The sequence below is a fragment of the Roseovarius sp. CH_XMU1461 genome, assembly GCF_037027165.1.
GTDB classification, from domain to species: Bacteria; Pseudomonadota; Alphaproteobacteria; order Rhodobacterales; family Rhodobacteraceae; genus Roseovarius; species Roseovarius nubinhibens.
Map to the genome: position 1 here is coordinate 23,842 of NZ_JAYMDV010000004.1, position 18,646 is coordinate 42,487.

Genomic DNA, 18,646 nt, shown 5'->3' on the forward strand with positions numbered 1-18,646 from the left:
CGGGACGATCCGGGCGGGGCGGGCCAAGGTTATTTGAATTCCGCTGCATTTCCACTATACGGGGCCACCGCCGCCGCGATGGCGCCCTCAACATTCGAGCCGATATGATCACCATCACCACCACCGACGCCCTTGCCGACTATTGCCAAGAGGCGCGCAAACATCCCTATGTCACCGTCGATACAGAGTTCCTGCGCGAGCGGACCTATTACAGCAAGCTCTGCCTCGTGCAGCTTGCCATGCCCGGCGAAGATGACGAGGGGGCGGTGCTGGTCGACCCGCTGGCCGAGGGGTTGTCGCTCGAACCGCTTTACGAGCTGTTTCGCGATGAAAACGTGGTCAAAGTGTTCCACGCGGCGCGTCAAGACCTCGAGATTTTCTATGTCGATGCCGGTCTGATCCCGCAGCCTCTGTTTGACACGCAGGTGGCGGCGATGGTCTGCGGCTTTGGCGAGCAGGTGGGCTATGAGACGCTGGTGCGGCGGATCGCCAAGGAGCAGCTCGACAAATCCTCGCGCTTTACCGATTGGTCGCGCCGTCCGCTGAGCGAGGCGCAGAAGAAATACGCACTGGGCGATGTGACCCATCTGCGGCGCATTTACGAATATCTCGCCGCCGAGCTGGAAAAATCCGGCCGTGATGCCTGGGTCAAGGAAGAGCTTGGCACGCTGATGGACCCGGCGACCTATATCACCCGGCCCGAGGATGCGTGGCAGCGGATCAAGACGCGCAACAATTCCGGGCGTTACCTCGCCATCGTGCGCGAATTGGCGCGGTTCCGCGAGGCCCATGCCCAAGAGCGCAACATCCCGCGCAACCGGGTCTATAAGGATGATGCGCTGCTCGAGATCGCGGCGACGAAACCGGCGAGCTATGACGATCTTGGCCGGTCGCGGCTCTTGCTGCGCGAGGCGCGCAAGGGGGCGATTGCCGATGGCATTATCGCGGCTGTGAAGCGCGGGCTCGAGATGGATCCGAAGGATCAGCCGCAGAAGGCGGGGCTCGACGACAAGCTGCAGGTGAACCCGGCGGTGGCGGATATGCTGCGGGTGCTGCTCAAGGGCAAATCCGAGGAATATGGTGTGGCGGCCAAGCTCATCGCCACGGCGTCGGATCTCGACGCGATTGCGGGCGGTCGGCGCGATGGCGCGGCGCTCAAGGGCTGGCGGGCGCAGGTGTTCGGGCAGGATGCGCTCAAGCTCTGCGAGGGCAAGATCGCGCTGCGCGTCAAGGGTCAGAATATTGAGGCGGTTGAGCTCTGAGCCGAGGGGCGCTGAACGCTTGTGCGCAGATGGCGAAGGTCGGACTTGAGGCCATTTTGACCGATGATGCTTATTGATCAAATGTCCGCTTCTGTGTTGCGATAGCCATAAAAAGGCCAAACTCTCAACTATAAGCGTTTTGAAATAATGCTTCGCGAGTTGGAATGAACAACGACCTGGATACGCTCTTAAAGCTCTTGATGGCGGTTGGCAGCCTCGTTTTTTTTTGTGGTGGCATATGGGCCTCTCGCGACTGGTTCCTGATCCTATTGCGCAAAGGATCAGCCACAGGCCGCGTCATCGACACTCGGTTCATTCGAAAGCAGGGCTCCGACTCGGATGGCGAAGCTTATGTCCTCGTATCCTTCGAAACACCTGATCAAAGGATGCTACGATTTGAGCAAGCTGCGCCTAGTGGCTTTTTCACAGTTCATTCTGCGCAAACTGTGCAATCGCTCAAAGGGCGCATCGTAGAAGTATATTATGATCAAAAGAAGCCAAAGCGGGCGAGTATTACCCCAATACGCGACGGCTTTTGGGGTATTCTCATGTCCCTTTTAGGGCTTCTCATCTTCCTGGCGATCACCGTTGCTTGGGGCGAAATAAACTTCTAGCGCCTGACCCAATAGCGGGTTTGGCTGCTGGATGACCTACGGGCCCATCAGAGGCTCATAGGCGACGGGCCGGTGAACAGCTCCGAAGGGGCCTGGCCATCGTCAGCCCCTGCCTTGGGCTGGCGATTTGGCTGATGCAGGCGCGAGGCGTGTTCTGTTGGATGTGCGTGGCCGGCATTAAGCACATCGTCACGAGGTTCGGTCGCCATCCCAGGGGCTGACGCTGGCCTGCGTGAACGCTGCACTGTCCGAGGTGCAATGCGTCGCCCGTCAGAAGGCGCGGCGCAGGCTCTGGCGTTCGGCCTCGAGGGGCAGGGCCTTGTCGCAATAGGCGAGCACCAGTTCATCCAGATCACGCGCCGCAGCGGCAAGGGAGGCGTCGGGCAGGGAGGCCAGCCGCGACAGGGCCTCGCGCAGGTGGCGGGCGACTTCGATCTGGCCCGCGCCATCGCGAGCGGTGGCGGCAAAGGCCGATTGCAGGATATGGGCGGGCGTCGGCGCCTTGACAAAGACCCGAGGGGCGGTGGCCGTGTCCGGATCGCCCGTGGCATGGCCATAGTCCCAGAGCAGCATTTCCAGCCGTGTCACCGCCTCGATCGCGGTGCCGGGATCGTTGACCCCGGGTGAGAGCGCACGCGACGACATTTCCGACAGGACGGTGAGGCCGAAATCCGGGTCTTGTTCATAGGTGCGGATGTCGCCGATGACGAAATGCTGTGCGAGCTGGGTGAGCTCGGCCTCAGTGGCGCTGCCCGAGAGCTGGGCGAGGGGCTGACCGCGCAGCACGGTCTGGCCGGGGAAGAGCGACACATAGAGAAAGCTGCCCTCGGAGATGTCCTCGAGACAGGTGTTGAGCCCTTCGACATCAATCAGCTGCAGATAGCCCGAGGCGGGCGCGGTAAGCGGTGTCAGCTGCTCGGGCAGCACCGTGTCCTCGCGCAGCAGGGCCGCGCCGAGCGCGGGCCGCCGGGCAAAACGGGTGAGCCCGTCGCGGGTCAGATCGAAGACGTTGCGCATGTTGTGATCCATGCTGCCGAGGTGGCTCAGATGGTCGATCCAGCGCAGCATGGCGGCGATTACCATCACCACCACGAGCACGGTGACCGCCATGGTGATAAAGGCCGAAGTGTCGGCATAGAGCCCGGCCTGGATCAGGATGATCGTGGTCAGCGCATACACAAAGGCCCCGATGAACACCGCCAGCACGGTTTGCGTGGTGGTGTCGTCGAGCAAGAGCCGGTGAATGCGCGGCGTGGCGCTGGCGGCGGCGGCGCGATGGGCGCTCACCATCACGTTGAGCGAAAAGGTCGAGACCGCGAGCATCGACGACGCGAGGATCGTCAGCACCGTCATCACGCCTTCGGGCGCGACGTCGGGCGCGAAATCGAGATCGATCCAGCGTTCGAGCACCGGCTCTATCGCCGCCACCAGAAGCGACAGCAACGCGTAGCACAGCACGCGCAGCCAGAGCTTGCGGTAGTAACGCTTGAGCAGCGCCAGCGGCATTTTCAGAAACGCACCCATTCGGTCACCTCATCACGCAATGCGGCCAGTTTGGCCAGCAGTGGCTTGAGCTGTCAATGGTAGGGTGTCGCGCCGAAAAGTCGCGAAATATCAAGCGATCAGCGGCGCGAGCTGTGGGAATTGGTCTGCGAGATCACGCGGATTTCCCGCACCCCTTGCAGGTCTTGATCCGAGACAAAGCGCCCGGCGCTGACCTTGCGGCTATGGGGCGTGCCTTGGGCGCGGTTGACCGGCTGATAAGCCTCGAGCCGATAGGTCAGTACGCCATTGATCGGCGCGTCATCCTTGCCATTGGCCGAGGTCAGCCGCACGTCATGCGCGCCCTGACGGAGCGGCAGGCCGGTGACCCGGATGATGGCGCCACCGGAGGCGCGTTCGACGCTGAGCCCGGTGACCTGATGAACCAGCGTGCCCTCATAGACCTCATCGCCGCGTTTGCGGCGGAAGATGCTGTTGCGCTCTTCGGGGATGAGCGGGTTGGCATTGGGGCTCTGGGCGCTGGTCGGTGTGGCGCGGGCCGTGCTCTTGCCGAACCAGTTGCCGGGGTTGAGCTTGGAGTCGCGCAGGCCGCCGCAGCCCGCCAGCGTCAGGGTGGTAACCATCAGGATGGAAAGCAGAATGCGCATGTGAAACCTTTGCCCCAAATTCCCCGCAGGGTGATTGGGGGCACAGTATGACGCGAGGGCCGCGCGTGCAAGCGGGGGCTGGACCTTTGAGCGCCCCGCCATTACCTCAGGGACGATCAGAATGGGGAAAACCGATGGCGCAACCGGCCTTTGAAAACATCGTGGAAGATTTCGAGTTTCTCGAGGATTGGGAAGACCGCTACCGCTATGTGATCGAGCAGGGCAAGGCGATGGAACCGCTCGATGACGCGCTCAAGGTGCCGGCGACCAAGGTCGATGGTTGTGCCAGTCAGGTCTGGCTGCATCCGCGGATCGAGGGCGGTGTCTTTGCCTTTGACGGCGAGAGCGACGCGATGATCGTGCGCGGGCTCATTGCGGTGCTGCGGGCGCTCTATAATGATCTGCCGGTGGGCGAGGTGCCGCAGGTCGATGCGGCGGGCGAATTGGCCCGGCTTGGCCTCAATGATCACCTGTCGGCGCAGCGCTCGAACGGATTGCGGGCGATGATCACCCGCATCCGCGAGGTGGCAGCGGCCGCAGCCGCCGCCTGAGCCGAGCCTTAACCTTAGCCTTAGCCGCGCCCGCGATAGGGTGGCACGCCCTGATCGGGGATCCAGACGCTGTCGGGCATCGGTCCGGTCTGCCAGAACACATCAATGGGAATGCCGCCGCGCGGATACCAATAGCCGCCGATGCGCAGCCATTGCGGCGCGAGGAATTCGGCCAGCCGGCGCCCGATGGAGACGGTGCAATCCTCGTGGAACGCGCCGTGATTGCGGAAGGCCCCAAGGAAAAGCTTGAGCGATTTGCTCTCCACCAGCCACTCGCCCGGGACGTAATCAATGACCAGATGGGCAAAATCGGGCTGGCCGGTCATCGGGCAGAGCGAGGTGAACTCGGGCGCGGTGAAGCGCACGTTATAGGCGGTGTCGGCTTGGGGGTTTTGCACGCGTTCGAGTTCGGCCTCATCGGGATTGGCGGGCAGAACTGTGGCGCCGCCAAGCTGTTTGAGGTCGGAATAGATCGTGTCGCTCATGGTTGCTTTGTCCTGTATTGGTCTGGATCCGCCCCGGAAATTGGGGCGTCGGTAGTACGACGGTATTCGGTCGGTGCGTGTTCCGTGAGTGGTGGTGGTCTTCGTGAGTGGTGGTGGTTGGTCGTGAGTGGTGGAGTTACGCCGGGAACGGGCGTTGGGTCAGACGCCGCGTTGATTGCCCCAGATGAAGACATGGAGCTGCGGCAGGATGCGCACCGAGAACCAGCCGTCGCGCATGGTGCGTTCGGTGAGCAGGCGAAGCCGGTCGGCCATGGCCGGCAGGTCGACAGGCTGGGCCGGGTCGATCTCGGGATTGCCCGGTTGCAGGAACAATGGCAGCCCCGGAAAACGCGCCTGCACCGTCTTGGCCCAGTTGTAATCCTCGTCGTCGAAAATCACGATCTTGAGGATGGTGCGCCCGGCATTGGCCCCGGCGCGCAGGCAGGCATCGAAAGCCTCCCAATCGGGACGCTCGCCGCTCGACGGGGGTTTCGGCGACAGCACCAGCGTGTCGAGCACGTTGAACCAGCCGCGCGCGATCGAGCCTTGGGTTTCGCAGGCGAAGCGGTAGCCCTGGGCGCGGCCCAGCGCGATGAGCGGGCCGAAATCCTGAATGGCCGGGTTACCGCCAGAGAGCGACACGGTGAGCGGCTGGCCGTCCGAGAGGCGCTGAATCTCGTCCCAGATGTCGAAAGTGGTCATCGGGGTCCAGTTGCTGCGGTGTTCGCTGTCGACCGCATGGGGCGTGTCGCACCAGCTGCAGCGGTAATCGCAGCCGCCCGCCCGGACAAAGACCGTGGGTTCGCCGATGAGGATGCCTTCGCCCTGAATGGTGGGGCCGAAGATCTCGGAGATGCGCAGGCTGCTCATGGTCGGTACTCCGCCCAGGAGCGGGGGGTCTCGCTCACCCGGACGGCCACGGTTTCGGGCCATTGCCCGGCGCAATAGTCGAAGAAATGCCGCGCCAGCGCCTCGGCGGTGCTCGGCCCCTCGAGCACATCGTTGAGATGGCGGTGATCAAACCGCGTGTCGATATAGGATTTGAGCGCGGCGAGATCGTGATAATCGCGCACGAAACCGTTGGCGTCGAGCTCGGGCGCGGCCAGTTCGACCGCGACCACGTAGTTATGGCCATGCAGCCGCGCGCATTGGTGATGCTCGGGCAGATGGGCGAGCTGATGCGAGGCGGAGAAATGGAATTCCTTGCAGATCCGGTACATCAGCAGGCCGCCTTTCGGGAGATGGCGATCTCCCAGAAATCGGGGTCGGCATAGGCGGTCGGATCGGCGACGCCGGCGAGGTGAAAGGCCTCGCGCCGCTCGACACAGGTGCCGCAGCGCCCGCAATGCATGTCGCCGCCCTTGTAGCAGGACCAGGTGTCGGCAAAGGGGGTGTGATGGCGCGCGCCCTCGGTGACGATGGCCGATTTCGGCGCGTCGATGAAGGGCGTGTAGAGAAACACATCCGCATAGCCGTCGAGCGCGTGGTTCTGCATCGCCTGAAAGCTCTTGGCAAAGCCGGGGCGGCAATCGGGGTAGATGAAATGATCGCCGCCATGGACGGCGGTGGCGACGGCTTCGTCCCCCTGTGCCGTGGCGAGGCCAAAGGCGACGCTCAGCATGATGGCGTTGCGATTGGGCACGACCGTGGCGGCCATCGAGGCCTCGGTGTAATGGCCGTCGGGCACCGGCACATCGTCGGTGAGCGCCGAGCCGGTCAGCACCGCGCCGATGCCGCGCATGTCGATGAGGTGAAACGGCACGCCGAGCCGGTCGGCCGCGCGGGCGGCGAAATCGAGCTCTTTGCGATGGCGCTGGCCATAGTCAAAGGAGACCAACCGCGTGAGTGTTTGCTCTGCCGCGACCTTGTGGGCGAGGGAAACGGAATCCAATCCGCCTGAGCAGATGACAAGTGTCTTCATATCTGGGGCCCTTGTTTTGATGACCGGGTAGGCTGCGACCGGTGGCAGGCTAGGTAGTGCAAGGCGGGGGTTGGATCAAGCTATCCGCGTGTGACGTTACGTTAATGTTATGAAACCGGTTCAAATTCGGTGCGAAATGTCTCGATTTACGGGTGTTTCGCGCGTTTTGGACGCGGGTCAGGGGGCGCTGCCCCCAAGGCCTGCGGCCTTTCCCCCGGGATATTTGCGGCTAGAAGATGCGGATCAGGGGGCCGGGTCTCAGGCGCGGGCGGCGAGGGCGGTGGCGAGATCGCCATAGCCGGTGTGGCGGTGTTCAAAGGCGAGGCCGAGCCGATCGGCGCAGGCGCGGGCCTTGTCGACGAGCGCCGGATCGGTGATCTGCGATTGATAGACCAGCTTGGTGTAATTGCCGAAGATCATGTCGCGCAGTTCCGGATGCCGGTCGAGCCCCATCGGCCGCCAGACGAAAGCGTCGAATTGTTTGACCAGAAAATCGGTGAGGAAGAAGGCCGTCATGTCGGCGTCGCCCTGCACGGCAAAGCGGTCATTGCCCTCGAAGAAGGAATAGCAATGCGGGCCTTCGACCATTTCGACGCCGAGCTCGGCGCATTTGGCCTGCAGCTGGCCGCCGGTGCCGCAATCGGCATAGACCACGAAGATCTCGTCATAGCTGTCGCGATGCTCGGCCACGGCCTCGGTCACCGCTTCGGTGATCTTCTCGGGGTAGAGGTGCAGCTTGGCGGGCAGGCATTGCAGATCCATGTGATCCCAGCCATTGCCCCGTTTCAGCGCGAGGATCTCATGCGCCAGCGCCCCGCAGGCGATGAGCAGCAGGCGGCCCGTCTGCCGGGGCGGCAGGCCGGTCTCAGTTAGCTGGCGGTCGTCGAGGGTCATGCGCGGTCTCCCATAAGGAATGTAGGATCTCGGGCCGGGACGAAAAAGCCCCGCCGGGGGCGGGGCTTTGATCTTTCAGCGGATGGCGATCAGGCCGTGGCGCCCTGGTTGTGCTTGCGGCCGACCAGAGTTTTGGCGGTTTCCACTGCGACGGCAGCGTCCCGGCAATAGGCGTCGGCGCCGATGGCCTTGCCAAACTCCTCGTTGAGCGGCGCGCCGCCCACCAGCACGATGTAATCATCGCGCAGACCCTGTTCGACCAGCGTGTCGATCACGACCTTCATATAGGGCATGGTGGTGGTCAGCAGGGCCGACATGCCAAGGATGTCGGGTTTCTCGTTTTCGAGCGCTTCGAGATAGTTTTCGACCGGGTTGTTGATGCCCAGATCGACCACTTCGAAGCCGGCGCCTTCCATCATCATCGACACAAGGTTCTTGCCGATGTCGTGGATGTCGCCTTTGACGGTGCCGATGACCATCTTGCCGACGCGCGGCGCACCGGTTTCGGCCAAGAGCGGCTTGAGGATGGCCATGCCGCCCTTCATCGCGTTGGCGGCGAGCAGCACTTCGGGCACGAAGAGGATGCCGTCGCGGAAATCCTTGCCCACGATGGTCATGCCGCCGACGAGCGCCTTGGTCAGCACGTCATAGGGGGCCCAGCCACGTCCGAGCAGAATATTGACGCCTTCTTCGATCTCTTCCTTGAGACCGTCGTAGAGGTCGTCGAACATCTGTTGGACAAGCTCTTCATCATCGAGTTCGGAGAGGATGATGTCGTCTTCTTCGTCGGACATGGCTCATGTTCCTGATTCTGAGGCGCTGCAGGCGCGGTGGTGTTCCGGCAAGCTTTCGGCGTTTTACGTCACGTCGACTTGGCGTTTTCCGACATATGCGCGAATGCTTCCGACCTGTCACGCAAGAAGCGGGCCGATTTCGGCGCAAAATTTGCATGAAGAAGATGTGCGCCTTGCATGTGTTCGCTGTTTGTTCCAAAATCGCACAATGGTGGATGACAGCATTGATCCCGAGCTGCGCCGGCGGGGCCGTGGTGCGTGCAGCAATGTCGTGGGGCGGTTCGAGCGGCTCGACCGGCGGTTCGAGGATGATGGCTGGGATCGCGCGCCGGAGGAGCGGGTGCTGCGCACCGAGCTGAGCCGGGAGGTGCCGCGCCGGATCATCAGCTATAACCGCTCGCCCGATCTGCCCTTTGACCGGTCGATCAACCCCTATCGGGGCTGCGAGCATGGCTGTGTCTATTGTTTCGCGCGGCCGAGCCATGCCTATCTCGGCCTGTCGCCGGGGCTCGATTTCGAGACCAAGCTGGTGGCGCGGCCCGGCGCGGCGGAGGCCTTGGTGCGGGAATTGCGGGCGCGGCGCTATGAGGTGGCCCCGATCGCCATTGGCACCAATACCGATCCTTATCAGCCCATTGAGGCGGGGGAGCGGGTGATGCGCGCCTGTCTCGAGGTGCTGGCGGGCTGTGATCATCCGGTGGCGATTGTCACCAAGGGCACGCTGATCGAGCGCGATATCGACCTGCTGGCGCCGATGGCGGCAAGGGGGCTGTGTCGCGTCGGTATTTCGGTCACCACGCTCGATGCGGATCTGTCGCGGCGGATGGAGCCGCGGGCACCGGCGCCGAAGCGGCGGCTGGAGATCATTCGCCGCCTGTCAGAGGCGGGGATTCCGGTACGGGTCATGGCCGCGCCCATGGTGCCGGGGCTGAGCGATCACGAGTTGGAGGCTATCTTGCGCGAGGGCCGCGCGGCGGGGGCCACTTCGGCGAGCTGGATCATGCTGCGGCTGCCGCGCGAGGTGTCGCCGCTTTTCCAGGAATGGTTGCAGACCCATGCGCCGGGCCGGGCGGCGCGGGTCATGGGGCGCGTCCGTGAGATGCATGGCGGCAAGGAATATGACGCGAATTGGGGGCAGCGGATGCGCGGCACCGGCCCCTATGCCGAGATGGTGGCGGCGCGGTTTCGCAACGCGATCCGGCGGCTCGGTCTCGATGCGCGGCAGCCGGATCTGCGCTGTGATCTGTTTCGCCCGCCGGGGAAGGCGGGCGATCAAGGTGATCTTTTCGACCGGCGGGACGCTTAGCCGCGACGGCGGCCGCGACGGGGGCGGGCCGGGGGCGTGTCGTCGCCGGTGCCATCGGCCTCGGAGGAGAAGCCGCCCAGCGCCTCGGCGATCTGTTCGAGCGTCGGGATATCGCCGCGCGGCCGGGTTTCCAGCGCTTCGCGCATTTTCGACAGATGTTCGGGCATGGTGCCGCAGCAGCCGCCGATGATCTTGGCCCCGGCGTCGCGGGCGAGGCAGGCATATTCGGCCATCAGTTCGGGCGTGCCATCATAATGGATATGGCCATCGACATATTTCGGGATGCCGGCGTTGCCCTTGGCAATGATCGGACGTTCCGAGCCTTGGGTCACAAAACCCAGCACGGTGCGCATGAGATCGGAGGCGCCGACGCCGCAATTCGCCCCATAGGCCAGCGGTGCGGGATCGAGTTTCTCGACCATCTCGGCCATGTCGGCGGAGGTGAAGCCCATCATCGTGCGCCCGGCGGTGTCAAAGCTCATCGTGCCGCACCAGGGCATATCCGCGAGTTTGAAGGCCTCGGCGGCGGCGCGGTATTCTTCGGGCGCAGAGATGGTCTCGAGCCAGAGCACATCGGCGCCGCCCTCTTTGAGACCGTCGGCCTGTTCATGGAACATCTCGACCGCGATCTCATGGGTGAGCGCGCCCATCGGGGCCATGATTTCGCCGGTGGGGCCGACCGAGCCTGCGACGATCACGCGGCGGTCGGTCTTGTCGGCCACCTCGCGGCCCAGTTCGGCGGCGACGCGGCTCAGCTCGCGCACACGCTTTTCAGCGCCGTGCAGCTTGAGCCGGGCAGCGGTGCCGCCAAAGCTGTTGGTGAGGAAGAGGTCGCTGCCCGCGTCGACCGCCATCTGATAGAGGCGGGTGATCTTTTCGGGATGTTCGACATTCCACATTTCGGGCGCGTCGCCGGATTGCAGCCCCATGTTGAAGAGGTTGGTGCCGGTGGCGCCATCGGCCAGAAGCCAGTCGCGCGAGTTCAGGAAGTCCGAGAATACCGTGGTCATGTGCCTGTCCGTGGGGTGCGGGAAAATCGCGCTTTTGTGTCACGAACCGGGGCCGGGGGCAATTGCAAAAGCCTCATGATCATGGTGAGCCGGAGCGGGGGATGGCGGCGTTGAGGCCCGATCCGGGTGGCGGATGGCGCGGGCCAGATCAGCCAGCGCAAAGAGCAGCGCCGCACGCGACGGGGCCAGCGCATAGCGCGGGGCGCGGGTCGGGGCAAAGCTCTGCTTAAAGCGGGTGAGGCCGGGATTGGCGGTGAGCCGGGCGGTGATCCGCGAGGCGAAGTCAGGGCCGGGCGTGATCGGCAGGGCGGCGAGCGAGAGCTGTGGGTGGGCTCCGGCGCGGGCCTCGGTGAGGGCGGCCATGACCAAAAGATGCATCGTGCCCTGTGGCAGATCGGGCAGGTGACGCATCAGATCGAGGCAGAGCCCGGTGTCGCACTGGTGCCAGCTCATGAAGGCCACGGGGCGACCGTTGGAGAGGGCCACATAGAGGCGTTGTGACGCGAGAAGGCGCGGGCAGAACCGGCCCATGGTGATACCGCGCGCCGGGCCATTGGTGGCCTGCCAAGCGGCGTCGATCTCTGCCAGCGCGGTGAGGTCGGGGCGAAGCGCGCGGATCACACTGATGCCGGCCTTTTCGGCCTGACGCAGCTTGCGCCGGAGCTGACGGAGGCGGGGCTGATCTATGTCGAATGTCGCGGGATCAAGCAGCGCCTCGTCGCAGATGTGCAGCGCGGCGTGACCCTTGGCCCGGAGCCGGGCGGCGTGGCGCGGGCCGATCTTGTAGGCGGCGGCGACGCGGCCTTGGGCGCGGGCGAGATCGGAGAGCGTGGCGAGGGCCGGGGCGGCGGGGCCGGTCAGGGGATCGAGCCAGAGGATGAGGCTCTGCGGCAGGCGCAGCACGGCGGCGCGTGTCTGACCGCTATGTAATACCTGCGCCGCGTTATGCGGGCAAAGCCCGTGTTCGGGCTGGGCCCGGTCGGCGGCGATGTCACCGGGGCGCAGGGGCGCGAGGCGCGGGTGCATCTGGGGCGGTGGCCTGCGGCAGGGCGCGGGCCACAGGAGGAGGCCGAGCGCCAGAATGGCGGGCAGCGCATAATAGATCAGCCGGAAGCCCAGAAGCGCCGCCAGCAGGTCGGGCGCGGGCAGGGCGGGCAGCAGCGCCACGAGGACCAGCTCAAAGGGGCCGACGCCGCCCGGCGCGCCGCTGGCAATCCCGGCGGCGAGAGCGAGGAGGAAGACGGGAAAGAGATCTGTTAGCGGCAGGGCGGCCGGGTCCTGCAGGAGGAGGGCCAGCGTGACGCAGGCGGCCAGCGTGTCGAGACCGGTCCAGAGCAGGATCGCGCCCAGATGGCGCAGGCTTGGCCAGCGAAGGGTCTGGCCAAAGACGCGTAGGCAGGGGCGAAAGAAGGTCCAGAGGGCAAAGCCTGTGGTGAGCAGGAGGAGCCCCGCGCCCAGGGCACGGCTCGCCGGGATGGCGGGGAGTGGGGCGACCAGTAGGGCAAGCCCGGTGATCCCGGCCAGCCCGAAGAAGAAGGACAGTGCCACGGCTAGGGACAGTTTCCCGGCCATGAGTGGCGTGAGGCCCTTGAGCAGTTTCCACCGCACCAGCCCGCCGGTGAGCGTGCCGAGCCCCAGTGTTTGCGACAGGGCAATGGCCGCCGCCCCGGCGCGGCCCGCGTTGCGTGGCGCGATGCCGGTGCGCAGATGCTGGTGCAGGACGATGTCGTACCGCGCCAGTGCCCAGAAGCTCAGCCCGGTGGTGCCGAGCGCGGCGAGCCATTGCAGCGGCGAAATACTGGCAAAGGCCAGGGGCATGGCCTGGCGCGTCTCGGCATCGATGCGGCCCATCAAAAGCCAGAGGCAAAGCAGCGCACCGCCCCAAGGCAGCAGGAGCGAACAGAGCTGTCGCAGCCGTTGAAGTGACGGGCGCAGGGTTTGTGCGGGCCGCGCGCCGTCGCGGGCTCTCCAATGCCCAGATTTCCGCTGTAATGTCACGCGACCCTCCCGTCTCACCCCGTCATTCCCGGGGAGGAGGGTGCCGCAGGGGCGCTTAGGGAGCCGTTAACAGATAAAATTGCCCCGAAAGAAAGCGAAACCGGCGCGCGGGTGGACCCGCCGCCGGTTTCTGAGATGTCAGCAAATGCCGGTCGCGTCTAAACGCGTCAGACGGGGCTCAGTTCGTCTCTTTCATGAGCTGGGCCTTGGCCTCGATCATCAGCGCCGCCATTTTCTCGCGGATCGTGTCGGGATCGGCCTTGTCGCCGAGATCGCCTGCGACCTTGCGCACCACGTCCTCGTGACCGGCCTCTTCGAAATCGGCCTTGACCACCTCGCGCGCATAGGCGTCGGCATCGTCGCCGGTCTTGCCCATCAGCTCGGCCGCCCAGAGACCCAGAAGCTTGTTGCGGCGCGCCTCGGCGCGGAACTGCATTTCCTGATCATGCGCGTATTTGGTCTCAAACGCTTTCTCGCGGTCGTCAAATGTGGTCACCGGGTATCCCTTTCCGTGATCGGGTTAACTAGTCTTAAGATATGGCGGGCCGGGGGCGTTCTGACAAGACCTGTTGCCCGTCGAGCAGCGATGGGCGCGGGCCAAACCCCACGCCACCTTGCGGCAGGCGGGGGGTTGGACTATGAGGACGCATATACACAACGGGGATTCCCCCGACTGAGTGATGGAGTGCAAATGGCACGGCGCAAGAAAATCTACGAAGGCAAGGCCAAAACCCTGTATGAAGGGCCCGAGCCGGGCACCATCGTGCAATACTTCAAGGATGACGCCACGGCCTTTAACGCGGAAAAGAAGGATGTGATCGAGGGCAAGGGCGTTCTCAACAACATCCTCAGCGAATACTTCATGACCGGGCTCAACAACATTGGTGTGCCCACCCATTTCATCAAGCGGCTCAACATGCGCGAACAGCTCGTTCGGGCCTGTGAGATCGTGCCGCTGGAAGTGATCGTGCGCAACTATGCCGCGGGCACCATGGCGAAACGGCTCGGCATGGACGAGGGCACGCAGCTGCCGCGTCCGATCGTCGAATATTGCCTCAAGGACGACAAGCTCGGCGATCCGCTGGTCACCGAGGAACATATTGCAGCCTTTGGCTGGGCCAGCCAGCAGGACATGGATGATATCCTCAGCCTCGCGCTGCGGGTCAATGATTTCCTCGCCGGTGTCATGTATGGCGTGGGCATCAAGCTCATCGACTTCAAGATCGAGATCGGCCGGGTCTATGATGGCGATTTCATGCGCCTCATCGTGGCCGATGAAATCAGCCCCGACAGCTGCCGCCTGTGGGACATCGAGACGGGGCAGAAGCTCGACAAGGACGTGTTCCGGCGCGACCTCGGCAGCCTGACCGATGCCTATACGGAAGTGGCGAAACGCCTTGGCGTGCTGCCCAAGGGCGCGACGCCCATGGCCAAGCCGACGCTGATCAATTGAGGCGCGGCCCCGAGAGGGGCGCGCAAGGACGACCATCCGGGTGCCGCCGGGCGCCCATAGCTAACTTTCTTGGGGGTGTGAGCCGATGAAGGCACGCGTGCATGTCATGTTGAAAAACGGGGTTCTCGATCCGCAGGGCGAGGCCGTGCGCCACGCGCTTGGCGCTTTGGGCTTTGACGGTGTCGAAGGCGTCCGTCAGGGCAAGGTGATCGAGCTCGATCTCGCCGATGGCACGAGCGAGGCACAGGTCAAGGACATGTGCGAGAAGCTTCTCGCCAACACGGTGATCGAAAGCTACAGCGTGGAGATGATCTGATGCACGCAGCGGTCGTTGTCTTCCCCGGTTCGAACTGCGACCGCGATCTGGCGGTGGCCTTCGAGCGCGCCGGTGCCAAGGTCAGCATGGTCTGGCACAAGGACACCGATATGCCCAAGGGCGTCGACATCATCGGCGTGCCGGGGGGCTTTTCCTTTGGCGATTATCTGCGTTGCGGGGCGATTGCCGCCAATTCGCCGATCTGCCGCTCGGTCGTGGCCCATGCCGAGCGTGGCGGCTATGTTCTCGGCGTTTGCAACGGCTTTCAGATCCTGACCGAAACCGGCCTGCTGCCGGGGGTTCTGCTGCGCAATGCCGGGTTGAAGTACATCTGCAAACCCGTTGATCTCAAGGTGGAAACCAGCGACAGCGCCTTTACCACGGGCTATGCCGCGGGCAGCACCATGACCGTGCCGATTGCCCATCATGACGGCAATTACTTTGCCGATGACGAGACGCTGGCGCGGCTCAAGGGTGAGGACCGCGTGGCGTTCCGCTATGCCGAAAACCCGAACGGGTCGCGCGACGATATCGCTGGCATCCTGTCGGACAACCGGCGCGTTCTCGGCATGATGCCGCACCCCGAGCGGATGGCGGAAAAGTCCCATGGCGGCACCGATGGCGCGGCCATGTTCACCGGGTTGGTGGACCAGCTTGCCACCGCCTGAGGCGGCGCTCCGCGCATCGCCACGGCAGGGCCGAAAAGGCCCTGCAACCCCCATGATTTTGCGCTAGAATTGTGGGTATGAGCACATCCGATACCCCGGCCATTCGCAGACGTGCGCGGACCACCAGTTGGACCGTGCGCATTCTGCTTATCCTGATGACATCGCTGGCGATTGCCACGGTGATCGTCACCAACAAGCTGCTCACCGACCGGTTTACCGAAACCACCCGCAACCGGGCCGAGCTGCGGCTTGTGCTCTATTCCGGCAACCTGCTGAGCGAATTGCGGCAAAACGCCATCGTGCCACAGCTTCTGGCGCGGGATCCGACGCTCATCGGGGCGCTCAATTCCGGCGATTACACGCAATCGACGCAGCGGTTGATTTCCTTTCTAGGCGAGATCGGCGCCGCCTCTTTGACGCTGCTCGACAAGGATGGGCGCAATGTCGCCTCGACCGACCGAAATTCGCTCGGGGCGAGCCACAAGCAGGCGCCGTATTTCATTGATGCGATCCGGTCGAAAGACACTGTTTTCAAGGTGTTGCGCCGCGAAACGGGCAAGTATGACTTTTTCTATTCACGCCGCATCGAAAGCCAGAGCAACCTCGTCGGGGTGATCGTCGTCGAGGTCGATCTGGCCAAGTTCGAACGGGCCTGGGCGGGGATTTCCGACGCGGTTCTGGTGTCCGACAGCGAGGGCCGGATCATCCTGTCGACCGAGCCGCGCTGGCGTGGTCTGCTGGAGAGCGAGGCGCTTGCACGGCAGACCCCCATCGGCGCGATCGAGCGGGCCATTCAGGCCACCTCGGATTGGACGGCGCTGCCGGCCGATGCCTATCTCAAGGGCGAGGCGGTGATGCGGGTCGAAGGGCGCGTGGCCTTTCGCGGCTGGCGGATCGCCAGTTTCACCAATTACGAGGGCGTGCGCGAAAAGGTAAACGGGGTGCTGGCGCTCGAGATCATGGGATTCGCAATCCTGCTGGCGCTGGCCTTCTATTTCCTCAATCGCAAGACGGCGGTGCGGGCTGCGCTGTTTCAGCGGGAATCGGCAGAGCTTCGCGCATTGAACGCGCGGCTACAGCGGGAAATCGCCGAGCGGGAGCGGGTGCAAGAGACCCTCGCCGTGGCCGAACAGACGCTGGCGCAGAGCTCGAAACTCGCCGCGTTGGGCGAGATGTCGGCGGCGGTGAGCCATGAGCTCAACCAGCCTCTGGCGGCGATGAAGACCTATCTCGCGGGGGCGCGGCTCTTGCTCAACCGGAACCGGCCTGACGAGGCGCTGTCCTCCTTTCAGCGGATCGACGATCTCATCGAGCGGATGGGGGCGATCACCCGCCAGCTCAAATCCTATGCGCGCCACGGCGGCGATCAGTTTGTGCCCGTAAACTTGGGGGATTCGCTCAATTCCGCCCTTGGTTTGATGGAGCCGCAGCTGCGTCAGCACCATGTCCGCATCACCCGCACCTTGCCTGATCGGCCCGTCATGGTGATGGGCGACCGGGTGCGGATCGAGCAGGTGATGATCAACCTGTTGCGCAATGCGCTCGACGCGACGCGGGGCGTGGAAGAGGCGCAGATCGACCTTCTGCTCGCTGCGGGCGAGACCGCCACGCTCACGGTGCGCGACAATGGTCACGGGCTCAGCGATATCGATAACCTCTTTGAGCCCTTCTACACCACCAAGGCGCCGGGCGACGGCGTCGGGCTTGGTCTTGCCATTTCTTCGGGTATCGTCAACGACCTCGGGGGACGCCTTACCGCCCGCAATGCGGCGGACGGGGGGGCTGTATTTGAAGTTCAATTACCTATCTTGCCGGAAGAAACCCGAGCAGCGGAGTAGAAAGAATATGTCCAAAGCCATGAAAATCGCCATTGTCGATGATGAGAAGGACATGCGCCAATCGATCAGCCAATGGCTCGCCCTGTCAGGCTATGACACGGAGACCTTTGCCAGCGCCGAAGATGCGCTCAAGAAACTCGGCCCCGATTATCCCGGGATCGTGGTGAGCGATATCAAGATGCCCGGCATGGACGGGATGCAATTCCTCAAGAAGCTGATGGGGGCGGACAGCACGCTGCCGGTGATCATGATCACCGGCCATGGCGATGTGCCCATGGCGGTGGAGGCGATGCGCGTGGGGGCGTTCGATTTTCTCGAGAAGCCCTTCAACCCGGATCGGATGAACGAGCTTGCCAAGAAGGCCACCAATGCGCGGCGGATGACGCTCGATGCGCGGGCGCTGCGCCGTGAGCTGAGCGATGGCGGCCAGCTCATGAAAAAGCTCATCGGGTCGAGCCCGGTGATGGAGCGGCTCAAGGAAGATATCCTCGATCTCGGTCAGGCCGATGGCCATGTGTTGATTGATGGCGAAACCGGCACCGGCAAGACGCTGGTGGCGCATGCGCTGCATGCGGTCGGCGCGCGGGCGGGCAAGAAATTCGTGCTCGTCTCCTGCGCGGCCTTTGAGGAAGAGGCGCTGATGAAGCGGCTCTTTGGCCCGATGAACCCCGAGGACAGCCGTCTTCCGGCGGTGGAAGAGGCGCGCGGCGGCACGCTCGTTCTCGAAGATATCGAGGCGCTGAGCGAGACGGCGCAGGCGCGGCTTTTGACCTTTATCAACGACGAGGGCACGCCGCCCGAGACGCGGATCGTGGCCATTTCGAACCTGCAGGACGAGGGGCGCACCTCTGAGGATGCGCTGCGCTCGGATCTCTTTTACAGGCTGGCGGCGCTGCGCATCACCGTGCCGCCGCTGCGCCAGCGGGGCGAGGATATCCTGACGCTCTTCACCCGGTTTACCGAAGAATTCTCGGATGATTACGGCTGTGACGCGCCGCAGGTGAGTGCGCAGGAGGCGGCGCAGCTCTTGCAGGCGCCTTGGCCGGGCAATGTGCGACAGCTCTTTAACGTGGCCGAACGCGCGGTGCTGCAATCGCGCCGGGGCAGTGGCACGATCGTGTCGCTCCTGATGTCGGATCATCAGGAAATGCAGCCCGTGATGACCACCGAAGGCAAGCCTCTCAAGGAATATGTCGAGGCGTTCGAGCGGATGCTCATCGACAACACGATGCGCCGCCACAAGGGCAGCATCGCGAGCGTCATGGACGAGCTCTGCCTGCCGCGCCGGACCCTGAACGAGAAGATGGCCAAGTACGGGCTGCAGCGGTCGGATTACCTGTGATCGGCGCGCGTTAGAGCGCAAAATAGGCTGCGGGCCCGGGCCCG

Annotated in this window: 20 protein-coding genes; 9 read left to right on the forward strand and 11 right to left on the reverse strand. The window is 64.0% G+C overall.

Annotated elements, in window-relative coordinates; translation table 11 throughout:
* Nucleotides 1-104: 104 nt before the first annotated feature.
* Nucleotides 105-1,262, forward strand: coding sequence for a ribonuclease D (rnd, locus tag WA237_RS13010; RefSeq protein ID WP_286905902.1), 1,158 nt, complete (start codon nucleotides 105-107; stop codon nucleotides 1,260-1,262).
* A gap of 164 nt (nucleotides 1,263-1,426) precedes the next feature.
* Nucleotides 1,427-1,876, forward strand: coding sequence for a DUF3592 domain-containing protein (locus WA237_RS13015; RefSeq protein ID WP_336098152.1), 450 nt, complete (start codon nucleotides 1,427-1,429; stop codon nucleotides 1,874-1,876).
* 270 nt (nucleotides 1,877-2,146) lie between these two features.
* Here the strand turns inward: WA237_RS13015 and WA237_RS13020 are convergent, their stop codons facing one another.
* A complete protein-coding gene (locus WA237_RS13020; protein WP_336098153.1) occupies nucleotides 2,147-3,400 on the reverse strand; it encodes a DUF2254 domain-containing protein in 1,254 nt (417 codons plus the stop codon).
* 98 nt (nucleotides 3,401-3,498) lie between these two features.
* Nucleotides 3,499-4,026, reverse strand: a complete 528-nt coding sequence (locus tag WA237_RS13025; RefSeq protein WP_336098154.1) for a hypothetical protein — start codon at nucleotides 4,024-4,026, stop codon at nucleotides 3,499-3,501.
* Nucleotides 4,027-4,160: 134 nt separating this feature from the next.
* Here WA237_RS13025 and WA237_RS13030 point away from each other — a divergent pair, with 134 nt between their 5' ends.
* Complete coding sequence (locus WA237_RS13030; protein WP_009814693.1) at nucleotides 4,161-4,577, forward strand: SufE family protein; 417 nt, start codon at nucleotides 4,161-4,163, stop codon at nucleotides 4,575-4,577.
* Between the two features lie 20 nt (nucleotides 4,578-4,597).
* On the opposite strand, the gene queF is transcribed toward WA237_RS13030, so the two are convergent.
* The 6 genes from queF to WA237_RS13060 all read right to left on the reverse strand — a co-directional run bounded on the left by queF (nucleotide 4,598) and on the right by WA237_RS13060 (nucleotide 8,671).
* Nucleotides 4,598-5,062, reverse strand: coding sequence for a preQ(1) synthase (gene queF, locus WA237_RS13035; RefSeq protein ID WP_009814694.1), 465 nt, complete (start codon nucleotides 5,060-5,062; stop codon nucleotides 4,598-4,600).
* Between the two features lie 159 nt (nucleotides 5,063-5,221).
* Nucleotides 5,222-5,932 (reverse strand): 7-carboxy-7-deazaguanine synthase QueE, encoded by a 711-nt coding sequence (gene queE / locus WA237_RS13040; protein WP_336098155.1) that lies wholly within the window; start codon nucleotides 5,930-5,932, stop codon nucleotides 5,222-5,224.
* Nucleotides 5,929-6,282: a 6-pyruvoyl trahydropterin synthase family protein gene (locus tag WA237_RS13045; RefSeq protein WP_216016433.1), complete on the reverse strand. Its 354-nt coding sequence runs from the start codon at nucleotides 6,280-6,282 to the stop codon at nucleotides 5,929-5,931. The genes queE and WA237_RS13045 overlap by 4 nt, the downstream gene beginning before the upstream one ends.
* Complete coding sequence (queC, locus tag WA237_RS13050) at nucleotides 6,282-6,983, reverse strand: 7-cyano-7-deazaguanine synthase QueC (protein ID WP_336098157.1); 702 nt, start codon at nucleotides 6,981-6,983, stop codon at nucleotides 6,282-6,284. Before queC ends, WA237_RS13045 begins: the two co-directional genes overlap by 1 nt.
* Before the next feature lie 258 nt (nucleotides 6,984-7,241).
* Entirely contained in the window at nucleotides 7,242-7,877 is a 636-nt protein-coding gene (locus tag WA237_RS13055) for a DUF1638 domain-containing protein (RefSeq protein WP_336098158.1), read from the reverse strand.
* 89 nt (nucleotides 7,878-7,966) lie between these two features.
* Complete coding sequence (locus WA237_RS13060; RefSeq protein ID WP_009814699.1) at nucleotides 7,967-8,671, reverse strand: corrinoid protein; 705 nt, start codon at nucleotides 8,669-8,671, stop codon at nucleotides 7,967-7,969.
* Nucleotides 8,672-8,879: 208 nt separating this feature from the next.
* On the opposite strand from WA237_RS13060, the gene WA237_RS13065 reads away from it, so the two are divergent.
* Nucleotides 8,880-9,977 (forward strand): PA0069 family radical SAM protein, encoded by a 1,098-nt coding sequence (locus tag WA237_RS13065; RefSeq protein ID WP_336098160.1) that lies wholly within the window; start codon nucleotides 8,880-8,882, stop codon nucleotides 9,975-9,977.
* Here the strand turns inward: WA237_RS13065 and bmt are convergent.
* The 3 genes from bmt to WA237_RS13080 form a co-directional block, all read right to left on the reverse strand.
* Nucleotides 9,974-10,987 (reverse strand): betaine--homocysteine S-methyltransferase, encoded by a 1,014-nt coding sequence (bmt, locus tag WA237_RS13070; RefSeq protein ID WP_336098161.1) that lies wholly within the window; start codon nucleotides 10,985-10,987, stop codon nucleotides 9,974-9,976. The genes WA237_RS13065 and bmt overlap by 4 nt on opposite strands.
* A 39-nt stretch (nucleotides 10,988-11,026) precedes the next feature.
* On the reverse strand, nucleotides 11,027-12,985 hold the full coding sequence (locus WA237_RS13075; RefSeq protein ID WP_336098163.1) for a phosphatidylglycerol lysyltransferase domain-containing protein: 1,959 nt from the start codon (nucleotides 12,983-12,985) through the stop codon (nucleotides 11,027-11,029).
* 178 nt (nucleotides 12,986-13,163) lie between these two features.
* Nucleotides 13,164-13,481 carry a DUF1476 domain-containing protein gene (locus WA237_RS13080; RefSeq protein WP_009814704.1) on the reverse strand — a complete coding sequence of 106 codons (318 nt, stop codon included), beginning with the start codon at nucleotides 13,479-13,481 and terminating at the stop codon, nucleotides 13,164-13,166.
* A 195-nt stretch (nucleotides 13,482-13,676) separates the two neighbouring features.
* On the opposite strand from WA237_RS13080, the gene purC reads away from it, so the two are divergent.
* The 5 genes from purC to WA237_RS13105 all read left to right on the forward strand — a co-directional run bounded on the left by purC (nucleotide 13,677) and on the right by WA237_RS13105 (nucleotide 18,602).
* Nucleotides 13,677-14,438, forward strand: coding sequence for a phosphoribosylaminoimidazolesuccinocarboxamide synthase (gene purC / locus WA237_RS13085; protein WP_009814705.1), 762 nt, complete (start codon nucleotides 13,677-13,679; stop codon nucleotides 14,436-14,438).
* Nucleotides 14,439-14,523: 85 nt separating this feature from the next.
* Complete coding sequence (purS, locus tag WA237_RS13090) at nucleotides 14,524-14,754, forward strand: phosphoribosylformylglycinamidine synthase subunit PurS (protein ID WP_009814706.1); 231 nt, start codon at nucleotides 14,524-14,526, stop codon at nucleotides 14,752-14,754.
* On the forward strand, nucleotides 14,754-15,422 hold the full coding sequence (purQ, locus tag WA237_RS13095; RefSeq protein ID WP_009814707.1) for a phosphoribosylformylglycinamidine synthase subunit PurQ: 669 nt from the start codon (nucleotides 14,754-14,756) through the stop codon (nucleotides 15,420-15,422). Before purS ends, purQ begins: the two co-directional genes overlap by 1 nt.
* Before the next feature lie 77 nt (nucleotides 15,423-15,499).
* On the forward strand, nucleotides 15,500-17,260 hold the full coding sequence (locus tag WA237_RS13100) for a sensor histidine kinase (protein ID WP_040618084.1): 1,761 nt from the start codon (nucleotides 15,500-15,502) through the stop codon (nucleotides 17,258-17,260).
* 7 nt (nucleotides 17,261-17,267) lie between these two features.
* Nucleotides 17,268-18,602, forward strand: a complete 1,335-nt coding sequence (locus WA237_RS13105) for a sigma-54-dependent transcriptional regulator (RefSeq protein WP_040618085.1) — start codon at nucleotides 17,268-17,270, stop codon at nucleotides 18,600-18,602.
* The last annotated feature ends 44 nt before the right edge of the window (nucleotides 18,603-18,646 follow it).

What these genes read in the sequence shown, in the direction of transcription:
- rnd (WP_286905902.1), top strand. Translation starts at nt 105, where the DNA reads ATGATCACCATCACCACCACCGACGCCCTTGCCGACTATTGCCAAGAG.
- WA237_RS13015 (WP_336098152.1), top strand. Translation starts at nt 1,427, where the DNA reads ATGAACAACGACCTGGATACGCTCTTAAAGCTCTTGATGGCGGTTGGC.
- WA237_RS13020 (WP_336098153.1), bottom strand. Translation starts at nt 3,400, where the DNA reads ATGGGTGCGTTTCTGAAAATGCCGCTGGCGCTGCTCAAGCGTTACTAC.
- WA237_RS13025 (WP_336098154.1), bottom strand. Translation starts at nt 4,026, where the DNA reads ATGCGCATTCTGCTTTCCATCCTGATGGTTACCACCCTGACGCTGGCG.
- WA237_RS13030 (WP_009814693.1), top strand. Translation starts at nt 4,161, where the DNA reads ATGGCGCAACCGGCCTTTGAAAACATCGTGGAAGATTTCGAGTTTCTC.
- queF (WP_009814694.1), bottom strand. Translation starts at nt 5,062, where the DNA reads ATGAGCGACACGATCTATTCCGACCTCAAACAGCTTGGCGGCGCCACA.
- queE (WP_336098155.1), bottom strand. Translation starts at nt 5,932, where the DNA reads ATGAGCAGCCTGCGCATCTCCGAGATCTTCGGCCCCACCATTCAGGGC.
- WA237_RS13045 (WP_216016433.1), bottom strand. Translation starts at nt 6,282, where the DNA reads ATGTACCGGATCTGCAAGGAATTCCATTTCTCCGCCTCGCATCAGCTC.
- queC (WP_336098157.1), bottom strand. Translation starts at nt 6,983, where the DNA reads ATGAAGACACTTGTCATCTGCTCAGGCGGATTGGATTCCGTTTCCCTC.
- WA237_RS13055 (WP_336098158.1), bottom strand. Translation starts at nt 7,877, where the DNA reads ATGACCCTCGACGACCGCCAGCTAACTGAGACCGGCCTGCCGCCCCGG.
- WA237_RS13060 (WP_009814699.1), bottom strand. Translation starts at nt 8,671, where the DNA reads ATGTCCGACGAAGAAGACGACATCATCCTCTCCGAACTCGATGATGAA.
- WA237_RS13065 (WP_336098160.1), top strand. Translation starts at nt 8,880, where the DNA reads ATGGTGGATGACAGCATTGATCCCGAGCTGCGCCGGCGGGGCCGTGGT.
- bmt (WP_336098161.1), bottom strand. Translation starts at nt 10,987, where the DNA reads ATGACCACGGTATTCTCGGACTTCCTGAACTCGCGCGACTGGCTTCTG.
- purC (WP_009814705.1), top strand. Translation starts at nt 13,677, where the DNA reads ATGGCACGGCGCAAGAAAATCTACGAAGGCAAGGCCAAAACCCTGTAT.
- purS (WP_009814706.1), top strand. Translation starts at nt 14,524, where the DNA reads ATGAAGGCACGCGTGCATGTCATGTTGAAAAACGGGGTTCTCGATCCG.
- purQ (WP_009814707.1), top strand. Translation starts at nt 14,754, where the DNA reads ATGCACGCAGCGGTCGTTGTCTTCCCCGGTTCGAACTGCGACCGCGAT.
- WA237_RS13100 (WP_040618084.1), top strand. Translation starts at nt 15,500, where the DNA reads ATGAGCACATCCGATACCCCGGCCATTCGCAGACGTGCGCGGACCACC.
- WA237_RS13105 (WP_040618085.1), top strand. Translation starts at nt 17,268, where the DNA reads ATGTCCAAAGCCATGAAAATCGCCATTGTCGATGATGAGAAGGACATG.